Origin of the sequence: Goodfellowiella coeruleoviolacea (assembly GCF_024171785.1) — a bacterium.
GTDB lineage: Bacteria > Actinomycetota > Actinomycetes > Mycobacteriales > Pseudonocardiaceae > Goodfellowiella > Goodfellowiella coeruleoviolacea.
In genome coordinates this window covers 440,897-465,060 of sequence record NZ_JAMTCK010000006.1, presented here as the reverse complement: position 1 = coordinate 465,060, position 24,164 = coordinate 440,897, and the positions used below count along the sequence as shown (strand labels likewise).

At 70.2% G+C, this 24,164-nt stretch carries 20 protein-coding genes, 1 tRNA gene and 1 pseudogene; 7 read left to right on the top strand and 15 right to left on the bottom strand.

Annotated elements, in window-relative coordinates; genetic code table 11:
* Together LX83_RS16000 and LX83_RS15995 are read right to left on the bottom strand one after the other, a co-directional pair.
* A partial coding sequence (locus LX83_RS16000) for an Hsp70 family protein (RefSeq protein WP_253771982.1) occupies positions 1-353 on the bottom strand: 353 nt, incomplete at its 3' end.
* Between the two features lie 332 nt (positions 354-685).
* Positions 686-1,510, bottom strand: a complete 825-nt coding sequence (locus tag LX83_RS15995) for a DUF4097 family beta strand repeat-containing protein (protein WP_253771980.1) — start codon at positions 1,508-1,510, stop codon at positions 686-688.
* Positions 1,511-2,023: 513 nt separating this feature from the next.
* On the opposite strand from LX83_RS15995, the gene LX83_RS15990 reads away from it, so the two are divergent.
* A complete protein-coding gene (locus LX83_RS15990; RefSeq protein ID WP_253771978.1) occupies positions 2,024-4,183 on the top strand; it encodes an EAL domain-containing protein in 2,160 nt (719 codons plus the stop codon).
* A gap of 65 nt (positions 4,184-4,248) precedes the next feature.
* On the opposite strand, the pseudogene LX83_RS15985 reads toward LX83_RS15990, so the two are convergent.
* A pseudogene (locus tag LX83_RS15985) lies at positions 4,249-4,797 on the bottom strand (TetR/AcrR family transcriptional regulator); the annotation flags it as partial.
* 152 nt (positions 4,798-4,949) lie between these two features.
* On the bottom strand, positions 4,950-5,630 hold the full coding sequence (locus LX83_RS15980) for a GAP family protein (protein ID WP_253771976.1): 681 nt from the start codon (positions 5,628-5,630) through the stop codon (positions 4,950-4,952).
* Positions 5,631-5,868: 238 nt separating this feature from the next.
* On the opposite strand from LX83_RS15980, the gene LX83_RS15975 reads away from it, so the two are divergent.
* Positions 5,869-8,145: a (Fe-S)-binding protein gene (locus tag LX83_RS15975; RefSeq protein WP_253771974.1), complete on the top strand. Its 2,277-nt coding sequence runs from the start codon at positions 5,869-5,871 to the stop codon at positions 8,143-8,145.
* A gap of 98 nt (positions 8,146-8,243) precedes the next feature.
* Here the strand turns inward: LX83_RS15975 and LX83_RS15970 are convergent, their stop codons facing one another.
* Together LX83_RS15970 and LX83_RS15965 are read right to left on the bottom strand one after the other, a co-directional pair.
* Positions 8,244-9,503 (bottom strand): erythromycin esterase family protein, encoded by a 1,260-nt coding sequence (locus tag LX83_RS15970; protein WP_253771972.1) that lies wholly within the window; start codon positions 9,501-9,503, stop codon positions 8,244-8,246.
* 263 nt (positions 9,504-9,766) lie between these two features.
* On the bottom strand, positions 9,767-10,153 hold the full coding sequence (locus LX83_RS15965; protein WP_253771970.1) for a phage holin family protein: 387 nt from the start codon (positions 10,151-10,153) through the stop codon (positions 9,767-9,769).
* A 150-nt stretch (positions 10,154-10,303) separates the two neighbouring features.
* Here LX83_RS15965 and LX83_RS15960 point away from each other — a divergent pair, with 150 nt between their 5' ends.
* Positions 10,304-11,314 carry a cation diffusion facilitator family transporter gene (locus tag LX83_RS15960; RefSeq protein WP_253771967.1) on the top strand — a complete coding sequence of 337 codons (1,011 nt, stop codon included), beginning with the start codon at positions 10,304-10,306 and terminating at the stop codon, positions 11,312-11,314.
* 19 nt (positions 11,315-11,333) lie between these two features.
* Here LX83_RS15960 and dcd read toward each other — a convergent pair whose 3' ends face one another.
* Positions 11,334-11,915 carry a dCTP deaminase gene (gene dcd / locus LX83_RS15955; protein ID WP_253771965.1) on the bottom strand — a complete coding sequence of 194 codons (582 nt, stop codon included), beginning with the start codon at positions 11,913-11,915 and terminating at the stop codon, positions 11,334-11,336.
* A gap of 75 nt (positions 11,916-11,990) precedes the next feature.
* Between dcd and LX83_RS15950 the strand changes: the two genes are divergently transcribed.
* Positions 11,991-12,064 (top strand) — tRNA-Gly (locus LX83_RS15950).
* A 211-nt stretch (positions 12,065-12,275) separates the two neighbouring features.
* On the opposite strand, the gene LX83_RS15945 is transcribed toward LX83_RS15950, so the two are convergent.
* The gene (locus LX83_RS15945; RefSeq protein WP_253771963.1) at positions 12,276-12,563 is read right to left on the bottom strand and encodes a hypothetical protein; all 288 of its coding nucleotides are present in this window, start codon (positions 12,561-12,563) and stop codon (positions 12,276-12,278) included.
* Between the two features lie 228 nt (positions 12,564-12,791).
* On the opposite strand from LX83_RS15945, the gene LX83_RS15940 reads away from it, so the two are divergent.
* Together LX83_RS15940 and LX83_RS15935 are read left to right on the top strand one after the other, a co-directional pair.
* Positions 12,792-13,535 (top strand): DUF5919 domain-containing protein, encoded by a 744-nt coding sequence (locus LX83_RS15940; RefSeq protein ID WP_253771961.1) that lies wholly within the window; start codon positions 12,792-12,794, stop codon positions 13,533-13,535.
* 8 nt (positions 13,536-13,543) lie between these two features.
* Positions 13,544-14,014 (top strand): NUDIX hydrolase, encoded by a 471-nt coding sequence (locus LX83_RS15935; protein WP_253771959.1) that lies wholly within the window; start codon positions 13,544-13,546, stop codon positions 14,012-14,014.
* A gap of 1,106 nt (positions 14,015-15,120) precedes the next feature.
* Here LX83_RS15935 and LX83_RS15930 read toward each other — a convergent pair.
* From LX83_RS15930 to LX83_RS15905, 6 genes are all read right to left on the bottom strand, one after another.
* A complete protein-coding gene (locus LX83_RS15930; protein ID WP_253771957.1) occupies positions 15,121-15,726 on the bottom strand; it encodes an SMI1/KNR4 family protein in 606 nt (201 codons plus the stop codon).
* 134 nt (positions 15,727-15,860) lie between these two features.
* Positions 15,861-17,168 carry an SGNH/GDSL hydrolase family protein gene (locus LX83_RS15925; protein WP_253771955.1) on the bottom strand — a complete coding sequence of 436 codons (1,308 nt, stop codon included), beginning with the start codon at positions 17,166-17,168 and terminating at the stop codon, positions 15,861-15,863.
* 153 nt (positions 17,169-17,321) lie between these two features.
* Complete coding sequence (locus LX83_RS15920; protein ID WP_253771953.1) at positions 17,322-17,864, bottom strand: hypothetical protein; 543 nt, start codon at positions 17,862-17,864, stop codon at positions 17,322-17,324.
* A gap of 249 nt (positions 17,865-18,113) precedes the next feature.
* A complete protein-coding gene (locus LX83_RS15915; RefSeq protein ID WP_253771951.1) occupies positions 18,114-19,034 on the bottom strand; it encodes a DNA-processing protein DprA in 921 nt (306 codons plus the stop codon).
* 261 nt (positions 19,035-19,295) lie between these two features.
* Positions 19,296-20,105 (bottom strand): TrmH family RNA methyltransferase, encoded by an 810-nt coding sequence (locus tag LX83_RS15910; protein WP_253771949.1) that lies wholly within the window; start codon positions 20,103-20,105, stop codon positions 19,296-19,298.
* Between the two features lie 107 nt (positions 20,106-20,212).
* Positions 20,213-21,040 (bottom strand): maleylpyruvate isomerase family mycothiol-dependent enzyme, encoded by an 828-nt coding sequence (locus tag LX83_RS15905; RefSeq protein WP_253771947.1) that lies wholly within the window; start codon positions 21,038-21,040, stop codon positions 20,213-20,215.
* 153 nt (positions 21,041-21,193) lie between these two features.
* Between LX83_RS15905 and LX83_RS15900 the strand changes: the two genes are divergently transcribed.
* Positions 21,194-22,531 carry a hypothetical protein gene (locus tag LX83_RS15900; RefSeq protein ID WP_253771945.1) on the top strand — a complete coding sequence of 446 codons (1,338 nt, stop codon included), beginning with the start codon at positions 21,194-21,196 and terminating at the stop codon, positions 22,529-22,531.
* Positions 22,532-22,615: 84 nt separating this feature from the next.
* On the opposite strand, the gene LX83_RS15895 is transcribed toward LX83_RS15900, so the two are convergent.
* A complete protein-coding gene (locus LX83_RS15895) occupies positions 22,616-24,142 on the bottom strand; it encodes a sodium:solute symporter family protein (protein WP_253771943.1) in 1,527 nt (508 codons plus the stop codon).
* Positions 24,143-24,164: the final 22 nt, after the last annotated feature.

Sequence of the window (24,164 nt, the reverse complement as noted above, 5' to 3'; positions counted from 1 at the left end):
GTGATCACCGCGTCGGTGATCTCTTCACCGAGGTAGGCCTCGGCGTCGCGCTTGAGCTTCATGAGCACGCGCGCGGAGATCTCCTGCGGGGTGTACTTCTTGCCGTCGATCTCGCTGGTGGTCCAGGTGGTGCCGATGTGGCGTTTGACCGACCGGATGGTGCGGTCCACGTTGGTCACGGCCTGGTTCTTGGCCGACTGGCCCACCAGGACCTCGCCGTTCTTGGCGAAGGCCACGACCGAGGGAGTCGTGCGGGAACCCTCCGAGTTGGCGATCACCGTCGGCTCACCGCCCTCAAGGACAGCGACGACGGAGTTAGTCGTCCCCAGGTCGATGCCGACCGCTCGCGCCATGGAATCCTCCCGTTGTGGTACGTGCCGCATGTTGAGCGGCCTCGACTCAAGTTTGGGCGGACCGGGCCCGGATCGTCAACCCAGACTTGAGTCCGCTTCGCTCAAGCTTCCTGCCAGTCCAACGACAGTGGCCGGCCTGTTGTTCCCGGGCCGCCCAGATTCCTTCGAAGGGGTGGCTCACCCAGCGAGGAAAGCCGCGCTGAACAGCGGAAACCTCTCCAGTGACAACGCGGGGGCGCGGCCGGGCGCTCCCGGGGGTGACCAACGCCAAAACGCCCGCCTCGGCCTGGGGCGAGGTCCGGCCGAGACGGGCGCGCACCGGGACGGGGCGACTAGCCCTGTCCGACGGACAGCCGGCCGCTCCTGGCGGTCAGGTCCAGCCGGTGGTCCGCGGTCGGGTCCTGGGTCACGCCGATCTCGGCGTCCCCGCTGTCCGTCTGGGAGTTCACCTGGTAGGCCCCGGCCGGCACGGTGAGGGTGAGGTCGCCCGAGGTCACCTTGGCCGTCACGTCCTGCCGGTCGACCAGCGCCACGGTGGCGTCGCCCGACCGCACGTCGAGGTCGACCCGGCCGCCGCCGATCGCGCTGGCCGCCACGTCCCCCGAGCCCGTCCGCACGGTCATGCCCTGGTGCAGTTCGGACAACTCCACCCGGCCGGAGTTCGACTCCAGCCGCACCGCGCCGGCCACGTCGCTGACGATCACCGCGCCGGAGTTGGTCCGCAGCCCGACGTCGCCGGCGACACCGCGCACGGTCACGTCACCGGAGGACGTGGTCAGCTCGACCTCGGCCACCTGCTCCAGGGACACCTTGCCGGAGTTGGTCGAGCCGGTGACCGGGGTGCCGGCGGGCACCACCACGTCGTAGTCCGCCGAGCACCGGTCCGCCGTCTCCGGGCAGCCGCTCAGCACCAGGGTGCCGTTGTCCACCTGGAACGGCGGCTGCTCGGGGCGCTCGCCGAAGTAGTGCAGGGTCCAGTTCACCCTGGTGGTCGCGCCCTCCCGGGCCACGACCCGCACGTCGCCACTGCGGGTGTCCAACCGCACCGCGCTCACCCGATCGCTGACCGAGGCCCCGTCGGAGAAGTCGGTGTCGCCGATGCCCGTCATCGAGCCGCACGCGGACAGGCTGAACAGGGCGGCGGCTGCGGCGGCCACGCCCAGGCCGGTACTGGATGCTCGCCGAAACTCCACAGCGTCCCCCGGGGGTTGGTTGAACGACCTGAATCTGATCAGTGCCGATGCTAGGCAGCGCGGGCGCCTCGGCCATCCGGGACGGACCCTGAGCCGGCCTCCGGGTTTCCCCGGTGCCGCCTCCTGCGCCGGCCGACCGGTCCAGTTGCCGCGCTGGTCCGCGGCGAGCTGCCTCTTGGCGAGGCGTGTTCGAACGCGCACACTCTGCAGATGCACTTTGTGCCTGCCGATAACCCGGAACGGTCGGTGAACATCCCCGCATCGGCCTACCTCTGATCGGCTGCCGCCGGTCGGGATGGACACGCGGAGCAGAACAACTATCTGCTCACAGTGACCACGTGGGCCGTTCGGGGGAGGTCAACGCCCAGTAGGGTCAGGGGATTTCCGTGGGGGAGGAGGGAGCGCTGATGACCGCTACACCCGGTGGATCCGCACCCGAACGAGCAGCGGGGTGCCCGGGAACCGGTGGGGCCGGCCGTGCCTGACGCTGGCGGCGACCCGCGCGACGAGCTGGCGCAGGCCTGGGCGTCGGCCGTGGCCGGCACCAGCTACGTCCTGCTGTCCTGGGACCGGTTCCACGCGCACCTGCGCGGCCTGGTCGACCAGCTGGTGCCGGCCCTGCTCGACCACGGCCCGGACGACGCTGAGCTGGAGCGGACCGCCGCCGCGGTCGGCGAGCGCCTGATCGAGGTCAACCTGAGCAACCCGGGCAGCCTGCGGCGGACCGTGTCCGTGCTCGGCCCGGGCCTGCTCGCCCTGCCCGAACTGGCCGCCGTGCCGGACCTGTCGGCCCGGGTGTTCGCCGTGCTCGGCGCGCTGGCCGCCGGCTACGCCGAAGCCCGCCGGGAGCGCACCTTCGCCCAGCAGGAGGTGGCCAAGGACGCGCTGATCAGGGCCAAGAACAGGAGCGAACACCTGCTGCGGACCAGCGAGGCCCGGTTCCGCGCGCTGTTCGACTCCTCGCCCATGGGCATGGCCGTGTCCGACGCCGACGGGCACTTCGTCGAGGCCAACCCGGCCATCGCGGAGATCCTCGGGCACAGTCCCGAGCAGGTCGCCAGGACCGGGTGGGCCGACCTGTTCCACCCCGACGACCTGGCCTTCCTGCGCGCGTGCTTCCAGGAGATGCTGCTCGCCGACATGCCGAGCAAGCGGCTGCAGCGCGAGCTGATCGGCAACCACGACGACCGGGTGTGGGTGGACGTGGTGCTGTTGCTGGTGCGCGCCGAGGACGGCAGCGTGCAGCACTTCGTGACCGTGGTCGTCGACCTGACCGACCAGCAGGCCCTGCACAAGCGGCTGAGCTACCAGTCGTTGCACGACATGCTCACCGGCCTGGGCAACCGGCAGAACGCCGACTCCAAGCTCGCCGCCGTGCTCGGCCGCGCCGGCCAGACCGGGGAGATCACCCTGCTGCTGGTGGACGTGGACGGGTTCGGCCTGATCAACCAAGGCCTCGGCTACGCCAGCGGCGACCAGCTGCTCAAGATCGTCGCCCAGCACCTGCGGGAGAGCGTGGCCGACGAGAACGCCATGGTCTTCCGGGTCGGCCCGGACGAGTTCGCCATCCTGATCGAGAACGGACCGGACACGCCGGACGTGGGCACCCTGGTCGACCGGATCAACCAGCAGCTCGCCGAGCCGACCTACCTGGACGCCGGCCGACCCGGCGCCCACCAGGGCGCGGTGAGCGACAAGGTGGGGGTGGCCGTGTCGGTCAGCGCGGGCGCGGTGCGCCGGCCGGCGCGCGGGGTGAGTTCCGCGGAACTGCTCCGCCAGGCCGACGCCACCCTGCGGCTGGCCAAGACGACCGGCAAGCGCCAGTGGGCCACCTACGACGCCGACCTGGACCGGGCCGACCAGCAGCGCTACGCCCTGGCCGCCGGCATGGCCGGCGCGTTCGAGAACGGCGAGATCAGCACCTGCTACCAGCCGGTGCTGCGGATGGACGGCACGACCCGGCCGATCGGTCTGCAGGTGGTGGTGCGCTGGGACCACGCCGAGCACGGCGAACTGCACCACACCGAGTGCCTCGAACTGGCCGAGCTGACCGCGTTGAGCCGGGACCTGGGCGGCTGGGCGCTGCACACCGCGTGCGAGCAGGCGGCCGGGTGGTGGCGGCGGTTCGGCGAGAACGCGCCGTGGCTCGGCGTGGACCTGACCGCCCAGCAGGCCCAGGACCAGGACCTGGTGGCCGCGGTGATGCGCGCGTTCGAGGGCACCGGCATGCCCACCGACCGGGTGTCGCTTGGCATGCCCGCGTCCGTGCTCGGCCACCGCGACGGCGTGCCCGAGGACAACCTGCGGACGCTGGCCAGCATGGGCATCCGCACCTGTCTGTACGACTTCGACCCGTCCGACATCGACCAGGCCGCCGAACTGGGCGTGGAGGCGGTCAAGTTCAGCAGGCAGCTGCCGGCCGTGATCCCGAGGACGGGTGACTCGGCGGTGGCCAAGGCGGTGGCGGCGCTGGTGCCGCTGGTGCGGGAGCTGAACATCGCGGTGGTCACCGACGGCATCGCCACCAGGGAACAGCTGAACTGGTGGCAGGACATCGGCGGGGACTACGCCACCGGACCGCTCTGGCCGGTGCTCGGCTCCGCCGAGGTGTCCTCCTGGCGGGACGACCCGGCCTGATCGGCGCCGCCGGGCGGTCCGGTCCGGCGGGTGCGCCGGGCCTGGGCCGCGGCCAGGTGCTCGGCCGGGCGGATCAGGTAGGACAGCACCGGCCGGATCGACTCGGCCGTGGGCGGCTCGTCCGCGATCAGGCCCTGCAACACCAGCCCGTCCACGGCGGCGAGCAGGGCCCGCAGGGCCACCGGGTCGTCGCTGTGCGGGCCGAGGGTCTCCGCGAGCACGTTGATCCAGCGGCGCGCGGCCGGCCGCAGCTCGGGTCGGCGCGCGGCCAACAGGTACAGCTCGTACTCGGCCAGGCTGCGGCCTCGGTTGCGGCCGACCGCGGCGGCCAGCAGCTCGGCCGCGTCACCGGCACCGCTGTCCCCGGTGGCCAGGGCCCGGCTGATCAGCCCGGTGATCTCGGTGGCCAGTGCGTCGGCCGACCAGGTGAGCGTGGCGGTCAGCAGCTCGTCCAGGCTGGCGAAGTAGTAGGTGGTGGCCGTGGTCGGCACCCCGGCCTCACGGGCCACGCTGCGGTGGGTGACCCCGGCGACGCCGTCCCGCTCGATCACCCGCAGGGTGGCCTCGATGATGGCCTGCCGCCGGCGCTCGCCCTTGGCCCGCCGGCCGTCCACCCGGCCGGCCCGGTCCGTGTCCGCCCGGGCCGTGCCTGCTTCGCCCGCGCTGCTCGCCTTGCTCGCGCTGTCCGCCCTACTCGCGCTGTCCGCCACGCTGCCTCCACCCGTCTCGTTCGGCTCCCCACCCGGACCCGCCCGGTGCGCACCGGTCACGGGCGCACCACGCCGAAGAGCACCAGGTAGTAGAAGATGCCCTGCCTGGCCAGGAAGAACCCCACCAGGCCCAGCCCCCACAGCAGCAGCGTGCGGCCCCGATCCCGCTGCTTGTCCAGGTACCCCTCGAACCGGGGGCGCACCCGGTGTCCCGCCACCCGCCAGAGCACCAGCAGCAGCACCGGGGGCAGCACGAAGACCAGGTTGTAGCCGATCAGCACGGGCAGCCACACGGCCACCGCGAAACCGCCGGCGGTGAGGATGCCCAGCGCGCCGAGGTAGGGCAGCGCGGTGACGAACTCGACCAGCGTGATGGTCACCCCCAGGGCGAAGACCGCGGGCAGCGCCAGGTTCGCCGCTGGCAGCCGGCGCCGGGCCGGGCGGGCCGGCTCGCTCGGGGCGAACAGGGCGTAGCCCAGCATGGCCAGCCCGCCGACGGCCATCAGCGCGTGGCCGACCCGGTCCACCACCGGGTGGTCGGTCAGCGCGGCCAGCGTGGTCATCCCGGACATGAGCAGCACGCCGAGCAGCAGGTAGGTGCTGAAGATGGCCGCCACGTACGTCCCCACCCGGACGGCCCCGCCCCCTCGGACCAGCAGGAACACCGTGACCAGCAGGGCGGACGGATTCAGGCTGTCCAGCAGGGACAGGCCGAACACCGCGGCGAGCGAGCCCATGTCATCCCCCTCGTGACCACGCCCAGCCCCCAGAAAGCTGAACGTTTGTCCCACCAAACTAGTTGAACGAGCGTCCCAGATTCAATCCGCGTGGTTCGACCGGTCGGCGGATGGGTGACACTGGGCTGTTGCGGGGCGTGCGGTGTCAGGTGCGACACAGGCCACGCAAAGGTGGTTACTGGTGAGTAATAGGGCGTAATCTCCCGCACAACAGGTTCCGGACAGGAAGGCCGCGAGGATGGGTGCATTGCAGATCGTGCTCGGCCTGATCTGCGTGGTCGTCACGGTCGTCGCGGTGGCGATGCTGGTGACGACAGTGACGCGGATGGTGCGCACGATTCGTCTCGGGCAACCCGACCCGACCCGCAACGGGCCGTTCGGCGCGCGCGTCGCCACCGTGGTCAAGGAGTTTCTCGGCCACACCAGGATGCTCAAGTGGAGCACGGTCGGCGTGGCCCACTGGTTCGTCATGGTCGGCTTCCTCGGCCTGATCCTGGCCGTGGTCGAGGCCTACGGCGAGGTGTTCAACCCCGCCTACGAGCTGCCGATCCTGGGCCCCTGGTCGCTGTGGAACCTGTTCGTGGAGATCCTCGGCTGGGGCACGATCGTCGGCATACTGGTGCTGATCGCCATCCGCCAGCGCAACCACCCCCGGCGCGGCGACCGCCAGTCCCGGTTCGCCGGCTCCAACTTCTGGCAGGCCTACTTCGTGGAGGCCGTGGTCCTCATCGAGGGCGTCGGCGTGGTCGGCATCCGCGCCGTCAAGGAGGCCGCCGGCCTGCTGCACACCCCGGTCTGGGCCGCCCCGCTGACCCACCTGATCGCGTCCTGGCTGCCGTCGAGCACCGCGGCCGTGTCCGTGTTCGCCGCGGTCAAGATCCTCAGCGGGATGATCTGGGTCATGGTGATCTCCAGCAACATCACCATGGGCGTGGCCTGGCACCGGTTCACCGCGTTCGTCAACATCTACTTCAAGCGCGAGGCCGACGGCGGCGTGGCGCTCGGCGCGGCCAAGCCGATGATGAGCGAGGGCAAGCCGCTCGACTTCGAGGAGGCCGACCCGGAGAAGGACGTCTTCGGCGCCGGCAAGGTCGAGGACTTCTCCTGGAAGGGCTGGCTGGACTTCACCACCTGCACCGAGTGCGGCCGCTGCCAGTCGCAGTGCCCGGCCTGGAACACCGGCAAGCCGCTCTCGCCCAAGCTGGTGATCACCTCGCTGCGCGACCACGCCTACGCCAAGGCCCCCTACCTGCTGGCCGGCGGCCGCAAGGACATGGCCGGCGACGAGGTGGGCATCACCGGTGACGACGCCGAGGCCAGGCTGGCCAAGATCGACGTGCTGGCGCTGGCCGAGGCCGGCCGCCCGCTGATCGGCGGCGCCGACGAGCTGGGCGTGATCGACCCCGAGGTGCTGTGGTCGTGCACCACCTGCGGCGCGTGCGTGGAGCAGTGCCCGGTGGACATCGAGCACGTCGACCACATCGTGGACATGCGGCGCTACCAGGTGCTGATCGAGTCGAACTTCCCCAGCGAACTCGGCGGCATGTTCAAGAACCTGGAGAACAAGGGCAACCCGTGGGGCCAGAACGCCAGGGACCGGCTGGCCTGGACCGAGGGCCTGGACTTCGAGGTCCCGGTCTTCGACGGCGAGCTGGCGCCGGACACCGAGTACCTGTTCTGGGTCGGCTGCGCCGGCGCGTTCGAGGACCGCGCCAAGAAGACCACCAGGGCCGTGGCCGAACTGCTGCACATCGCCGACGTCAAGTACGTGGTGCTCGGCCCGGAGGAGACCTGCACCGGTGACCCGGCCCGCCGCGCCGGCAACGAGTTCCTGTTCCAGATGCTGGCGCAGCAGAACGTCGAGGTGCTCAACTCCGTGTTCGAGGGCCGCGAGCGCGCCAAGCGCAAGATCGTGGCCACCTGCGCGCACTGCTTCAACAGCCTGGCCAACGAGTACCCGCAGCTCGGCGGCGACTTCGAGGTGGTGCACCACACCCAGCTGCTGAACCGGCTGGTGCGGGAGCGGCGCCTGGTGCCGGTCGCCGCGGTCGCCGAGGACGTCACCTACCACGACCCGTGCTACCTCGGCCGGCACAACAAGGTCTACGAGGCGCCGCGCGAACTGGTCGGCGCCACCGGTGCCACCCTGCGCGAGATGCCCCGCCACGCCGACCGGTCCATGTGCTGCGGCGCGGGTGGCGCGCGCATGTGGATGGAGGAGCGCATCGGCAAGCGGATCAACCTGGAGCGGGTGGACGAGGCACTGGGCACCGCGCCCACCAAGATCGCCACCGGCTGCCCGTTCTGCCGAGTGATGCTCACCGACGGCGTCACCGCCAGGCAGAACGAGCAGAAGGCCAACGAGAACATCGAGGTCGTGGACGTGTCCCAGATGCTGCTGGCCGCGGTCAAGCGCGGCCAGACCGGCGCCGCCGGCGACAGCGCGGACACCCCCACCGACGCCGCGCCCACCGGCACCCCCCTGCCCGACCAGGACAAGTCCACGCGGAACTGATCCCGGCACCCGCGAGAGCCCCGGCCGGCCGCCCCGCCAGTCGGGGCTCTCGCGTTGTCCGGACCCGACACCAGCGCGACCGGCCGATCCGCGGCTGCTCAGCCCTGGTCGGCGTACTCGGTCACGTGCAGCTCGGGCAGGCAGACCACGGCGTCGAAGGCCTCGGCCACCGGGGTGGGCGCGAACATGGTGGCGTGCCGCAGGGTGCTCGGCCCCGCCGCCCGCCCGCGCAACCCCCGCAGGTCGACCAGGGCGGATCGGATGCCGGCCGCGGCGAACGCCGCCTCCAGGCTGCCCGGCTCGGGCTCGGCCAGCGGCTCCGCGTACACCTCGATGCCCAGCGGGCGGTCCGGGTTCACCCGCAACCCCGCGGTCGTGCCGCCGAGCCCGGTCACCCCGATCACCCGGTAGTCCGCACCGAGCCGTTCGGCCAGGTGGCAGCCCACGGACTGGAGCGCGATCGCCGGCATCGGGGTGAACGGCGTGCGCTGGGCGTGCCCGTTGTGCACCCCCACCACCACCCGCTCGTGCCGGTCCAGCAGCCGGGTGACCGTCTCGGCCATGAACACGTCCCGCGCGCTGGCCTCCCAGTCGCCCGCGCCGGCCGTGGCCGAGGCGACCTCCCGCAGGTAGTGGTCGGTGTACCAGGCGGCCCGGGCGTGCTGGCGGGCCCGGGCCACCGCCCCGGGGTCCTGGCCGCGCGCCAGGTAGCCGGGCCGCAGCGCGTCCAGGTGGGCGGCCAGCCGGCCCAGCGCCGCCGTGGCCGCGTCCCGCTCGGCCGGGCTGAGCTGGGTGTACCTGCCCGTGGCCAGGTCCCCGTTGGGGGCGGCGTAGCCGGCCGTGGCCGCGAGCGCGGCGTCGACGAACGCCACCGCGTGCGGGTCGGCCCCGCGCAGGAACTCGGCCACCGCGTGCAGCGCCGGGTGCGGCGAGCCGCCCGAGGCGGGGATGTCCAGCCCGGCGAACTCCACCGGGTGGGTGGCCCGGGCGGACCGCAGCCAGGTCAGCGTGTCGTGCATGGCCGTGGTGTTGCCGACGGTCCAGGTGATGCCCTGCTCGGCGATGTCGGCCACGGCACCGGGCCCGCCGCGCACCCAGTCGTCCACCAGGTGCCCCTCGGTGAACCCGGACTCCAGCGCGTAACAGCTGAACCCGAGCCGTTCCACCAGGAACCGCAGCACCCGGTGCCGCAGCCGGTAGAACTCGGTGACGTGGTGGTTGTTCTCGCCGATGGCGACCACCCGGGCGGTGCCGACGATCTCGCGCAGCGGCTCCAGGTCGTCCAGGGGCGCGTCCGGGTCGAGCGTGGTCAGGGTGTGCTGGTTGGCCAGCAGGAAGTCGACAACGGGATCAGCCATGGATGTACTCCTCGACTCCGCGATGTGGGGTGACCGGCTCGACAGCTCACTCAGCCGCTGGACGACCCAGCGCGGCCGCCGCACACCGAGGCGCGGGAAATCCCAGGAACGGGGTTTCAGCTGACCTCGGGTGCCGGCCGCGAGCCACGGCGGCGGGGCCCGCCGGGCGGGGCGCCTCGGACGCGGGCCGAACTGGCACGAGATCAGCTGTGGAGCATGACAGCGCAGAGGGAATCAACGCCGGCCATCGCCGGTCAACCGAATTACCGCCGGGTGACCAGGCGGGTGCGGTCAAAGGCGAGGTTGAGCGCGAAGCTCACCAGCGCCACGATGATCGCGCCCCAGAACGCCGGCCAGAACCCGGTGACCTGGAACGGCAGGCCCAGCTCCGCCGAGATCCACCCGGCCAGCCAGAACATCAGCCCGTTCACCACCAGCCCGAACAGGCCGAGTGTGAGCAGGTAGAACAGGCAGCCGACCAGCTTGACCACGGGCTTGATCACCGCGTTGACCAGGCCGAACACCAGCGCGACCAGCACCAGGGTGCCGATCCGCGCGGCCGGTGAGGCGTCGACGAGGTCGATCCCGGGAACCACGGTGGCCACCCACACGGCCACCGCGGTGATCAACACCTTGATCAGAAATTCCATCGCCCCGCACTCCTCCCGACCCCGCCGACCCTAGATCAGGTCGGCCGTTCCCGCAGAAACAGCAGGTCAGGGCCGCAACGGTGAGCACGAGCCGGCCCGGCGCCCTACGGTTGATCCAGCGCGCGGCACAGCCAGGGAGGTGGATGTCAGATGGCGACCCAACCCCCACCCACGGCTCGCCCGGAAGCGGGTTCGGGTGGCGAGAGCACGCTGACCGTGGTGATCGCGCTGGCCGTCAACCTGGCGATCGCGATCATGAAGGGCATCGCCGGGGTGATCAGCGGTTCCGCCGCCATGCTCGCCGAGTCCGGCCACTCGGTGGCCGACACCCTCACCGAGGCCCTGCTGCTCACCGCACTGCGCCGCTCCGGCCGGCCCGCCGACCGGCGCCACCCGTTCGGCTACGGCAAGGAGCGCTACTTCTGGTCGCTGCTGGCCGCGGTGTCGATCTTCGCCTCGGGTTCGCTGTTCGCGTTCGTCGAGGGCTTCCGCGCGGTGTTCGGCGAGCCCGTGGAACAGACCAGCCCTGGCGTTGCCTACGTGGTGCTGGGGCTGTCGTTCGCCCTGGAGTCGGTGTCCTGGGCCCAGGCGGTCCGCCAGGTGCGCCGCGAGGCCGCCGCCGAGGGCTGGTCGATCATGCGGTTCCTGCGCCTGTCCGACGACCCCACCGTGAAGACCGTGTTCCTGGAGGACACCGCCGCGCTGATCGGCCTGCTCCTGGCGTTCGCCGGCATCGGCCTGCACCAGTTCACCGAGTCGTCGCTGTGGGACGGGATCGCCTCGATCGCCATCGGTGTGCTGCTGGCGTGCGTCGCGTTCATCCTCGGCCGCACCAACCTGGGCCTGCTCGTCGGCCGCCAGGCCGACCGCGGCCTGGTGCGCGCCCTGCACACGCGCCTGGCCGCCGTGCCCGAGGTGGACCAGGTCGTGGACCTGCTTACCATGCTCACCGGCACCGACCGGGTGCTGCTGTGCGCGCGCCTGGACTTCAACGACCAGCTGAGCGCGGCCGACCTGGAACGCGCGTGCGTGCGCGTGGACGGGGAACTGCGCGCCCAGTTCCCCGAACTGGACGAGATCTTCCTGGAGCCCGTCCCCCGCAACGACCCGCAACTGCGCGCCCGGGTGCTGGCCCGCTACGGCCACGTCCTCAACCAGTGACGGCCGTGGCCGCCGCTGGTCAGCGCCGGGTGTCGATCCGGTGGAAGTTCAGGTGGGCGCGCGACGGCGTGGGCCCGCGCTGCCCCTGGTACCGCGACCCGGCCCGCTCCGACCCGTACGGGTGCTCGGCCGCGCTGGACAGCCGGAACAGGCACAGCTGGCCGATCTTCATCCCCGGCCACAGCGTGATCGGCAGGTTGGCCACGTTGGACAGCTCCAACGTGATGTGCCCGGTGAACCCGGGGTCGATGAACCCGGCCGTGGAGTGCGTGAGCAGCCCCAGCCGACCCAGCGACGACTTGCCCTCCAGCCGACCGGCCAGGTCGTCCGGCAGCGCCACCGTCTCGTAGGTCGACCCGAGCACGAACTCGCCGGGGTGCAGCACGAACGCCTCTTCGCCGTCCTTCTCCACCAGCGAGGTCAGCTCGTCCTGCTGCTGCGAGGGGTCGATGTGCGTGTACTTGCTGTTGTCGAACACGCGGAAGAAGCGGTCCAACCGCACGTCAATGCTGGAAGGCTGCAGCATGGCCGGGTCGAACGGGTCGATCACCAGCCGCCCAGCCTCGACCTCACCACGCAGATCCCGGTCACTCAGAAGCACATGCCTCACCCTAAGTCATGAAGGAGGGGGTGGCTGCGCGGCGGGTCCGGCATCGTGTAGTCTCATCCACACCTTGCGGATGTAGTTCAATGGTAGAACATCAGCTTCCCAAGCTGAGAACGCGGGTTCGATTCCCGTCATCCGCTCCAACTCACAAAGGCCCAGGTCACGGGGTGTCCACTCCAGACCTGGGCCTTCGTGTTCCCCAGCGCGACCTCGCCGCCGGCAACGCCGGCCATTCGCTGGTGGATCAGCGTCGCCCACCTTTCGTCGTGCTGCATCCGAACCATCAGGTCCTTGAGCCGGTGAAGAGGCACGGGGCGGGCGGCAGTCGGGGTCGCCCGCCCGGTGGTCACCAGGTCACTGCTGTTGGCGGTCGGGTGAGCCGGCGGGCTGCTCGTCGGGCTGCCCGCCCAGGGCGTGCCGGCCGTCGTCGTGGCCGAGCAGGTACTCGGCCAGCTTCAGCGACTCACGCGCCAACTCGCGGCAGAACCTGGCGAGCGAAGCAGCGCCGCCGGGCTGTGGCGGGATCTGGATCGCCACGTTGACCGGGTCGAGGTAGACCACCAGCGCGGGAAGCTCCTCGGTGATGTGCACCATCCCGGCTGCCGCGTCACGACCCGGCGTGCAGGTCACGTTGAACCCCATCACTCCCCGTCCTTCTGCGGCGCACCCGCCGCGTTGAGTTCGTCGGTGCCGTTGGTGATCGCCGGGCGAGCAGGAGCAGTGCGGCCTGGTGTCGGTCGTGGCCGGTGCCCGGTGCGATCCACCTGATCAACTCTCGGCGAAACCCCAGGACAGGAGCACCACACCGCAGGACGTCTGCGGACGTCCTGATACCGTGAAGACGTCCCCAGGCGTGCGAAGGGGGTTGGCGTGCCGAATGAACGGCTACGAGATGCCCTGCTGCGCAACGGTTTGGACCTGGCGCACGTGGCCCGGGCGGCCGGGGTGGATCCCAAGACAGTGGAACGGTGGATCACCAAGAACCGCACGCCGTACCCAAAGCACCGCTACGCGATCGCATCGCTCGTGCGCGAGTCGGAGAACTACCTCTGGCCTGACGCTGCCGCTCCACAACGCAAGGCGGAAGCCGCCGAATCCGAAGTGGTCAAGGTTTACCCGCATCGCCACTCCATCCCGGCCGAGGTCTGGGACCGCCTGATCGGTCAGGCCGCGGAACGGGTCGAGGTGTTGGCGCATGCCGCTCTGTTCCTGGTCGAGCGCCCGACATTCATCAAGGACCTTGCGGAGAAGGGCAGGAACGGGGCCCGGATCAGGCTGCTGTTCGGCGATCCGGCAAGCCGGGAAGTGGCCAGGCGCAGTGACGAGGAAGGGCTGGGGAAGGGGACGCTGGGCGCTCGGATCCGCAACGCGCTGGCCTTCTACCGGCCCTTGGTGGATGTTGCCGGAGTGGACATGCGTTTTCACAAGACAACGCTGTACAACTCGATGTTCAGGTTTGACGACGAGATGATCGTCAACACCCACGTGTATGGCTGCCAAGGGGCGCACGCGCCGGCATTGCACCTCCGAAACCTGTCCGCTGGTGATCTGTTCGAGACGTACGCGGAGAGCTTCGAATCCGTCTGGCGACTGTCGAATCCGGCCACCTTTTAGGAGCTGGCATGGCTCGTGAGGATTTCTTCCATGATCCCGGTGCTCCGCAGGCCAACAGCGTTAAGCCCGCGGTGAGTGCTTTCGTTCTTGACGACCGCGACCGGCTGCTGATGATCCGGCGTACCGACAACGATCGGTACGCCATACCAGGTGGTGGCCAGGAACCTGGCGAGACCCTGTCGCAGACCGCCGTGCGCGAAGTGAAGGAAGAAACCGGGGTAGATATCGAGGTTGTCGGGCTGATCGGTCTTTACTCGAATCCGGCTCATGTCATCGCGTATGACGACGGCGAGGTCCGGCAGGAATTCTCCATCTGCTTTCGGGCCAGGCCTGTTGGCGGTGAGCTGACCACCAGCAGTGAGTCGAGCGAGGTCTGCTGGGTCGACCGCGACGCGCTTGACGGGCTCAACATCCACCCGTCCATCAGGCTGCGAATCGAGCACGGGTTCGAGCGCCGGCCGACGCCTTATTACACCTGAGCGTCGGCTCGGCGCTGCCACCTACGGCAATACCGGGTAGTGCGGCGGCAGCAGCGCCTGCTCTACCGCTCCAAATTATCCCTTGTTGGCGTTAGTAGTGTTTGGCGACGCCCAGCTTGCCACGTCATCGCCCTCAGTGTGAACGCTATTCCAGGCGAGTGCAGCAAGGGCGGGCAGGGCTGGAACGGGATCAGGAGTACCTGTGCTCTGCGCCTGGCTCTTCCTGTATTGCCCCTCCTCCTGGAGGGAACGAAGCTTGCCGTACAGAATGCGACTAAGGGGAGGAAGGGAACCCCACCTGTCAATAATAGCTTCATCGCTAAATCGTGGATCGGAAGTCAGCCAGTTTGCTAGGTCTGTCTTCGCGAAGCCCTTATTCGGGTCGCCTTCGGGCGGGTTGTTAAAGAGGCCTTTAAGTGCCTCAAGGTACGCATCAATCGGCCATTTGACGAGCTGGTATCGATCCTTCAAATCGTGACAGTCCGGGCAAGCGGGGACTGTTTGTGTCCCCTTTGCTGACCTCGGGATCGGGAAATGGTCATGGTCGTGACGGCCAATTGGTATGTCACAGTAGAAGCAGTGTGTACAGCCGCATCTTAGGCTACGTATCTGTTGGCAAGCCTCTTGTGGAGTCAACTGTACCTTTCCCGTGAAGGATGATGGAACGAGAGAGTAACTGCGCTATCGCCCAACAGTGTCGCTGGCGAGCAGTTGCGACATGATGTTGGCGAGTACGTTCCTCCGCATGCTGTGTGTGCAGCGCTGGTCCAGGACGACAGAAGAGTTACCGCCGCTGTTGCCCCCAGTAGTGGCTTGACCAGCCCCGCTAGGAGAGGAGCCCACGGAACGACCTGCTTACGCTCATGTAGTGACCAGAGAGGGTTGTGCGTAGCCCGGCGCTACGTCGCTCACAGCAACTCGCCCCTCGAACTACTGCGCTATAGCTCATGGCTGCATGCTGTCACGTCGCACTGACAATAAGGCTCGCCAAGAGGCCGGCGCAGGGTTTAGCCGTGGTTAGTGCGGGAGAACGTGTGCTGAGAAGGGTGAGCCGGTTGGTTGGGTGCGTCACGTCCGGGTGCTGGTAGCTATCTCGCTGGACGGGGTCAGTCGCGGTGGACCACCCAGCCTTCGAACTCGTTCCAGTCGTTGACCAGGGGGACGCACGGGGGTTCGTCGCCGCCCTGGGCGGCGTGGTCGAGGAGGGCGGGTTTGCCGGACTCCATGGCCTGGGCGACGTCGTCGAGCATGGTGGCCACGTCGGGCCACAGGGGGACGCGCAGGCCCCAGTTCTCGTGGTCCCACAGGAAGATCGCGCCGTGGTGCTGGTTCGGGCGGAGTTCGATGACCAGGTTGTCGCCGCCGCCGTTGGACGCGATGGGCAGCAGGCCCGGGGGGAACAGGTTCGGGTCGTCCGGGTCCTCGTCGGCGGCGGCGTTGAGCCAGATCGCGCGGTCGCGCAGGGCCGCGGCGGGTTCGATCAGGGCGGCGCCACCCTGGGGCGGCAGCCAGTAGTCGGCGCTCACGTTCTCCAGCTGCCAGAGCGAGACCAGGTCCGATGGCAGTGGCAGGCCCAGTTCCCGTGCCACCGCGTCGATGTCCGCCTGGGCCGCGGGGGACATGAGGTGGGCCGGTTGGCCATCGCTGTGGGAGCGCAGCCAGGTGTCGATCCGTTGCCACGACAGCAGGATCTGGTGATCGACAGAGTTCACGCGGGCAGCATCCCAGGCGATGCTGACGGCCCTGTCCGCGGTGGACAGACTGTGGCGTTGTGGTCATCGGAAATTGATCTGTCAGCCCGAAATCATCCCGTCAGGCGGTCGCGGCTGACCGGTTTCCGGTGTGGTCAGAGGGTGGTGAGGTCGATGGCGGCGGCGATCGCGTGGTAGCCGGTGTCGTTGGGGTGCAACCCGTCCACGAACACGTAACCGGGGCGTGGGGCGGCCGGATCGGTGGGGTTGGCCAGCACCTGGGCGATGTCCACGACCGCGTCGAACGCCCCGCTGGTGCGGATCCAGGTGTTGACCTCCTCCCTGGTCCGCTCCGCGTTCTCGTCCCAGAACGGGAACTTCGCGCCCTTGAGCGGCAGGATGGTGGCGCCGATGATCTTCACCCCGCGTGCGTGCGCCGCGCGCACCAACTCCTGGTAGCCCTCGATGAGCTGCTGGCCGGTCACCCGCGGGTTGGGCCGGATGCACCCGTCGTCCATCTGCGGGGTGCCGATGTCGTTGCCGCCGAGGTGGACGAGCACCGTGCGCACGCCGGGGCGGTCCAGCACGTCCCGCTCGAACCGGGCAAGCGCTTTCTCGCCCCCGCAGGTGGCGTCGCTGAGCAGCTTGTTGCCGCCGATGCCGGTGTTGACCACGCTCAGCGGCTGCTGCGCGGCGACCAGGCGTTCGGCCAGGTCGTCGGACAGCCGGCTGTCCGAGTTCACCGTCGAGCCGACGCCGTCCACCAGCGAGTCACCGAACAGCACCACCGTGCTCCGCGCCCGGCTGGCACCACCGGCCACGTCCACCCCGCTCAGGTAGAACCAGGAGTCCGCGGTCTCGGTGAAGGCGTCCGCGGCGGGATCGGTCAGGTGGTCACCGGCGGCGCGGTAGGACGTGGCCGTGGCCGACCGGTGGAAGGTGGTCGGCCCGGTCGGCTCGGCGAAGTGCGTGGTCACGCTGAGCCGTTCCAGCGGCGCCGTGGTCAGCTTGACCGCGTCGCTGACCACCTCCTGGCCGGGTGGGATCACCACCGACGCGGATCCGGCGAAGGCCAGCCGCTGCTGGCTGTCCGGCCACACCACCGCACCGTCACCCGTCCTGGCGATCGCCGCGCCAGCCACCTTCAGCGGCTGGGTGCCGTACTGGTTGGACAGGTGGACGCGCACGCTCGAACCACCGGTGCTGAGCCGGATGGTCTGGCGCAGGGTGTGGTCGGCGAACCCCTGCTGCGACCAGGCACTGGCCGGTGTCTGGTCGAGGGGGATGGGGAACTGCATGGCGCTGCCCCAGGCCGCGGTCCAGTTGGTCGCGGCGGCGTCCCCGTTCGGCTGGCCGGGGGCGCCCGCGTCGGCCGTGGACACACATCCCGCCGCCGTCGCGGCCAGCACCAGTGCGGTCATCACCAACATGAGCAGGCGCCTCGACAACGTGGGTACGGCCACCAGCGGGTCTCCTCGGCTGTGCGACAACGGGTCGGCGGTACGGGGAGTACATCACCGATTCCTGACAGCGCACACAGAGGCTCCCCACTGGAGTGGGAAGTTTTTGGCCCCACCGGGACCGGCGGCCGGGTCAGTGGGTGGGGCGGCGGACGGTCATTCCGACAGCAACCGGCAGGTGCCGGACGGTACCGGGCAGACGAACGGGTCGTAGGGGTCGGTGCAGCTGTCCAGCAGCGCGCGGTGTGCGGTCCACCCGTTGTCGCACCAGCGACCAACGCACAGTGCGGTGACCCGGGCCGCGCCAGCGTCGTGCAACGCGACGGCGGCCGACTGGATGTTGCCGCCGGACACCCAGGTGTCGTCGACGAGCAGAACGTGGCCGTCACGTGTTCGCGCCCGGTACTTCGCCGGCACCACGAACCGGTCGGCGCGCACGACTCGCTTGGCCGCGATGCCTGGGCCCGGGGCCAACAGCAACCGGTTGGCGGGCCCGAGACCGGCCACCTGACGGGCCAGTGCGGCGACGGGGTGGTCCGGTCCGCCACGGGTCGCCGAGGGCACGAACGTCACCGCGGTCCATTCCTGGCCCACCGCCTCGACCATGCACCGCCCGTGCAGTTCCGTGGCCGCCATGACCATCAGTTCGAGGTCGTTGGCACACCTGCGCACGGGTGGCGTGCGCTTGTAGGCGCGCACGGTGTGGGCGGACTGGTGGACACGCTGCCAGCGGCCCAGCCACGCACGTAGGTCAGCAGCACGACCAGGTCGGCCAGGCGGTCGCCGAATCTGGTTCGGCGGCCGGCGCACTGCGGGCAGAACGCACCACCACCGGTGGGCACCGCGCAGGTCGTGCACGTCTGCCCGGGCAGGTGCCGGGTGTTGCGGAAGAAGCCACCGACGCGGCGGGTGAGTTCGTGCCGGATGACCTGCGGGCGGCTCCGGTGGTCATTCACGGGGCGGCGAGAGCAGTGCGGCGATCTGCTGCTCGTCGGCGAGGACGCCCTCGACGTGTTTCACGGCTTCAGCCGGGTCACGCGCCACGAACACGTCTGGCTGGCCGAGCAGTGCCTGGCCCCAGTTCGTGCCGGCGGCCACCGCCTCCATCAGGATGACCGGCCGGCCGTGCGCCACCGCGGCCCTGGCCTGGATGCGGGCGCCGCTCAACTCGCTGGCCGCGACGACGATCGTGGCCAGCCCGTAGCCGCTCATGGTGGCGTTGCGCAGGGGGAACGACTGCCTGGTGGGCGCGGCGTCCGGCCAGAACTGCGAGATGACCAGCCCGTCCCCGGCGATGCGGTCCTGCAGCGCGCGGTTGCTCGCCGGATAGGCGCGGCGGATGCCGGTACCGATCACGGCGACTGTTCGGCCGCCGGCAGCCAGGGCCGCTGTGTGCGCGGCGGTGTCGATCCCCTCGGCGAGTCCGGACAGGACGGTGAGGCCGCGTTCGCTCAACGCGGTGGCGATTGTCGCGGCCACGTCGAGGGCCGATGCCGGTGCGCTCCTGGAACCGACGACCGAGACGGCCCGGTCCGCGTCGACCAGCCGTCCCCTGGTGAACAGGACCGGCGGCATCTCGTGCACCTCGCGCAGCCGGGCGGGGTAGTCCGCGTCGGCGAAGGTGAGGAAGCGGAAGTCAGCCGTGCGCCACGCGGCGACGTCCCGGCGGGCGGTGTCGAACTCGGCCGCCAGGTCTGTCCCGGCGTCGCCGACACCGAACAGGGCCGGCGGGCAGTACCGGTCGAACAGCGCCCGGGCGCTGCCCAGGTCGGCGACCTCGGCGGTGATGCGCGACCAGCTCATGCCCTGGGGACGCGCCCGCAGCAGCGCCACGAGTGCGGCCCGCTCGTCGTCGTCCCATGTGCTCACCCCGGCCAGGGTAGGAGACACAGCCAGGGTAGGAGACACGGCCAGGGTAGGAGACACGGCCGAGCCGCCGCCGAGCGCGCACGACCGCGGCCTGACTGGGATCACACCGGACGGCATGGCACCTCACTCTCGTCACACGGGGCCTGTCTCCGGAGCGGTAACACGGCGCACCGAAGGCGAATCCCACGGTAGGAGAACAGGTGTTCGAAAGCCAGGGTCCGCGGGCGGGTGCACCCGAAAGTGGGACGTGCGGCGGCCGGGTCAGTGGGTGGGGCGGCGTTGGCGGGCGGTCTCGTAGAGCAGGACGGTGGCGGCGGCCGCGGCGTTGAGGGAGCTGGCGCTGCCGCCGATGGGGATGCGGACGACCTGGTCGCACGCGTCCCGCCAGGCCGCGCTCATGCCGCTGGTCTCGTTGCCGATCACCAGCAGGACCGGGCCGGTCAGGTCGCAGTCGGCGATGTCCAGCTCGCCGGTCTCGTCCGTGCCGATCACCCGGACGGGGTGGTTCGGGGCCTGGGTGGCGCGCAGCCAGTCGACCACGGCCCTCGGCGCGGACTCGCGGACCGTGGGCAGGGCGAACAGCGATCCGGTGCTGGCCCGCACCGCCTTGGGGTCGTAGACGTCGGCGGCGTGGCCGGTGACCACGACGCCGGACGCGCCGAAGGCGTCGGCCGAGCGGACGATGGTGCCGATGTTGCCCGGGCTGGTCGGTCGGTCGAACACCAGGCCGAGGAAGTCCGGCCGGACGGGGATGCGGGTCAGCTCGTCCGGGCGAGTGGCGACCACGGCCAGCAGCTCCGGGGTCTGCTCGTCCTTGGCGCCGAGTTCGCGCAGCAGGTCCGGGGCCATGTGCACCCGGGTGGCGTCCGGGTGCTGGTGCAGCACGTCCCGCGCCCACCCGGACAGCCGCTGGTCGATCGGCTGGATCAGGGTGCGCACCTGCCAGCCGTGCGCGACGGCCATGCTGATCGGCCGCACGCCCTGGACCACGAACTCGCCCAGCCGCTGGCGCTTGGTGCGGTTGGTCAGCAGCGCCTGCCACTGCTGGAAGTTGGCGTTGCGCGTGGTCACCGTCAGCGCTTTCGACCCCACTGGCCACCCGTTCCTTTCCGTTCCGGCCGCCGGCTGAGCGAGCCCCGGCTGGGCGAGCCGGCCGCCGCACAGACGCTACGGCCTGCTCAGATGATGATCGACACGAGTCGGCCGGCCGCAGCGGTGAGCGCGGGGTCGCCGCTGGTGCGCAGGTCCGCGTCGGCCGGTGCGAGGTTGCGGGTGCACAGGCGCCAGAACGTGTCCGCGTCCGTGGCCAGGGTGGCGTCCGGTGCTGCCACGCCACCGCGCCGCAGGGTCCACCGCGCGTCCTGGCGGGTGGCCGTCCAGGAGCCGCCGCTGTCCCCGGTGACGGTGAACACCACGGTCGTGCCGGCAGCGGCGGGCACCGCGCGCAGGCTGTGCGGCAGGCCGCGCATGAACGTGTCCACGACCGGTGCGCGGAACTCGGGCTCGTCGAGCCGGGGCGCGCCCACCGCCTCGCGGATCTGCTGCTGGTGCACCCAGCACTCGGTGTACTCCCTGGCCACGTCCAGCCACACCGGTGCGGGCTCCGGCCCGGCCCAGGACACGCTGCCGCCGAGCGCGGCCAGGTCGAGGCCGTCCCAGTGCGCGCACAGCTCGGCGCCCGCCGAGGCGAGCAGTGCGACGAGCACGCGCGGGGACAGCCGGACGGCGGCGCGCACCCACTCGTCGTTGATCCGGTGCAGGAACGCGGTGAACTCCTCGCCCGGCCGGGGTGCCAGCGGCTGGTGCTGGTCCCGGTCGCGGGACAGCCGGCCGAGGACGTTGCCGAGCAGGTGGTTGGCGATGTCGCGGACGGTCCAGCCGGCGCAGGCGGTCGGCGCGTTCCACTGGGTCGGTGACAGGTCCGCGAGCAGGGCGAGCAGCCGCTGGTGGGTGTCGCGCAGCACCGGTCGGGCGTCGAGGGGCGGTCCCCAGGGTGAGTCGCTCATGCGGCTCAGCAAAGCGGGGCGGTGCCGGCCCGGTCCACGGCATTTCCCGACCGGGACTCAAGGTGAGAAGTTAACGAAAAATGGTGTTGTTTTGGTGATAAATCGTCCAAATGCCGCTATCCCAGCCGCTGACCACTGGATATACCCGCAGCTATGCGACTACGTCCCATCCGGACCGCGCTGGCCGGCCTGGCCGTCGCGGCCACCGCGCTCGTCCCGACCACCGGCACCGCCCTGGCCGCGGACGACCCCCGGCTGTCCCAGATCACCGCGCGCAGCGGCACCGACTTCACCATGACCGCCGACTTCGGCCTCACCAGCTACGCCAACGCGCTGGCCAACAAGATCGGCGCCGACACCGTGCACACGGTGCTCACCACGGCCAACCGGTCCACCAACGACTGCAACACCAGCCGGCGGGGGGCCCAGCCGGAGTACTACGCCCGCACCGACATCCCGCTGCCCGACGACGCGCTGCTGCACTCGGTGGACCGGTTCTGCTGGGAGGACGACGACAGCGCCAACAACAACTGGGCGCCGCAGGGCGTGACCGGCAGCTCGGACGCGGACGACGACGGGCTGTGGGACACCGACCGCGCCATGGTGGTGTCCTGGCACTACTCCGCCACCAACGCGGGCACCTCCTACGACAAGGGCGCGCGCGTGTCCCTGGTGGACCGGACCACCGGCAAGTACCGGCACGTGCTGCTGGTGGAGCCGACCAGGACGAGCACGCCGAACTTCAAGGCCGTGGGCATCCACGCCGGCGGCATCGCCTGGCTGGGCAAGTACCTGTTCGTCACGGACACCTCGGTGGGCATCCGGGTGTTCGACATGTCCAAGTTCCTCTGGGTGGACGCCAGCCAGCAGAGCTGGGTCGGCCTGCACGGCGGCACCTACTACGGCCACGGCTTCTCCTACGTGCTGCCGCAGATCGGCGTGTACAGGCAGGTGAACACCCCGGCCAACAGCGGCGGGTGCGTGCCGACCACCACGGCGCTCTGCTACGCCTCGCTGACCCTGGACCGCAGCACCACGCCGGACACCCTGGTGGTGGGCGAGTACCGGGCGAACGTGGACACCGCCAACCCGAACGTGGCCGGCGGCCGGGTGGTCCGCTACCCGGTGGCGGCCGACACCAGGCTGTTGACGCTGACCAGCGGCAAGGCCGTGCCCTACGACGCGGTGACCAGCCCCAAGTCCAACGTGCAGGGCGTGCAGACCTGGAACGGCGCCTACTACCAGGGGCGCAGTTCGGCCAGCAAGCACAGCTTCATGTACGCGGGCCGGGTGGGCGGCACGGCGATCTCGCGGTGGAGCTGGGCGATCGGCGGCGAGGACCTGTACCACGAGCACAGCGGCACGGGCGGCTCGATCAGCGCGGGCAAGCTGTGGACCGCCACCGAGCACTACCTGGACGAGAACGGCAACGTGATCGACAAGCGGATCGTGTTCGCCGTGCCGCTGGCCGAGATCGTGCCGGGCTCGTGACACCCGGGCGGCACCCCTGACAGCGGGCGGGGGCGTCCCCCGTGTCTGGGAAACGCCCCCGCCCCTGCTGGACCAGTTCGGCGGTCAGGCCGGGGACAGCGCGTCCGGCTTGCCCTTCTCGGGCACGGCGTCGCCGTCGTCGCTGTTCAGCGAGTCGACCAGGGCGTCCCGGTCGGCGCTGCGCTCCGGCCTGATCAGGCCGATGCCGACGTAGACGACCAGCGACACCAGCACCGGCGCAGAGACCAGCAGGCCCTTGCTGATGTCACCGCCGGTGTTCTGGGCGATGTAGAGCCCGGCCCACACGGCCAGCCCGACCAGCACCGAGGTGGTCGCGGCGAGCGAGCCGGAGCGCTTGAACCACGGCAGCAGGCCGAGGATCAGCGGGATGGCGATCGGGCCGACCGTGGCCGCGGTCAGGTCGACCACGACCTTGAGCACGAAGCCCTGGCCGCCAGAGGTGATCGCGATCAGCATGCTGACCCCGATGAACACGAACGTGGTGATCCGGGCCGCCTGGAGCTTGGCCTTCTCGGAGAACCGGGCCGCGCCCTTCCAGATCCTGGGCAGCATGTCGCGCGTGATCACCGCGGAGATCACGTTGGCGTCCGAGGAGACCATGGCCATGGTGTGCGAGAAGAACCCGGCCAGCACCAGGCCGATCATGCCGGCGGGCAGCATGGCCTCGCCCATGGCCACGTACGCGTCGTCGGCCTTGTCCAGGCCGGGCACGATCAGCGGCGCCGCCCACATCGGGAAGAACAGCACCAGCGGCCACACCAGCCACAGCACGCTGGACAGCGCGGCCGAGCGGCGGGCCAGGCTGCCGCTGGGCGCGGCCATGTAGCGCTGCGCCAGGTTCCACATGCCGCCGTTGTACTCCAGCGTCTTGATCACGAACAGCGCCATGAAGAAGGTCAGCGTGTAGGGGCCGTTGAGCGGCCGGCTGTGGTCGGGCGGCAGCTGTCCCCAGATCTCCCACAGCCAGCTGATCCCGCCGAAGTAGTTGATCACCGCGCCGAACATGACGATGCCGGCCAGCGCCTGGATGATGAACTGCCCGAAGTCGGTGAGCGCGTCCGCCCACAGCCCGCCGATCACCGAGTAGATCATGGTGACGCCGCCGATGATGATGATGCCCACGGTGACCGGGATGCCGGCGAAGCCCTGCAGCAGCACGGCCACCGCCGCCCACTTGGACGCGATGTCGACCACCTTGAGCACCGAGCCGGCCCAGGCCATCACCTGCTGTGACGGCACGTTGTAGCGCCTGGCCAGGTACTCCAGCGGGGAGGCCACGTCGTACTTGGCGCGCAGCCGGTTCCACCTGGCCGCGAACAGCCAGGAGCCGACGCCGATGCCCACGCCGATGGTCAGCGCCCACCAGATGTACACGGTCAGGCCCAGCCGGTAGGCCTCACCGGCGAAGGCCACGAACATCACCGCGCTGTAGCCGGACATGTGGTGCGAGATGCCGGACAGCCACCACGGCATCTTGCCGCCCGCGGTGAAGTAGTCGATGACGTTCTTGATCCGCCCGCGGGACCAGACGCCGATCGCCACCATCACGAAGAAGTACCCACCGACGACGATCCAGTCGAGGGCGCCCATGAGACCTCCCAGGTTGGCGCAC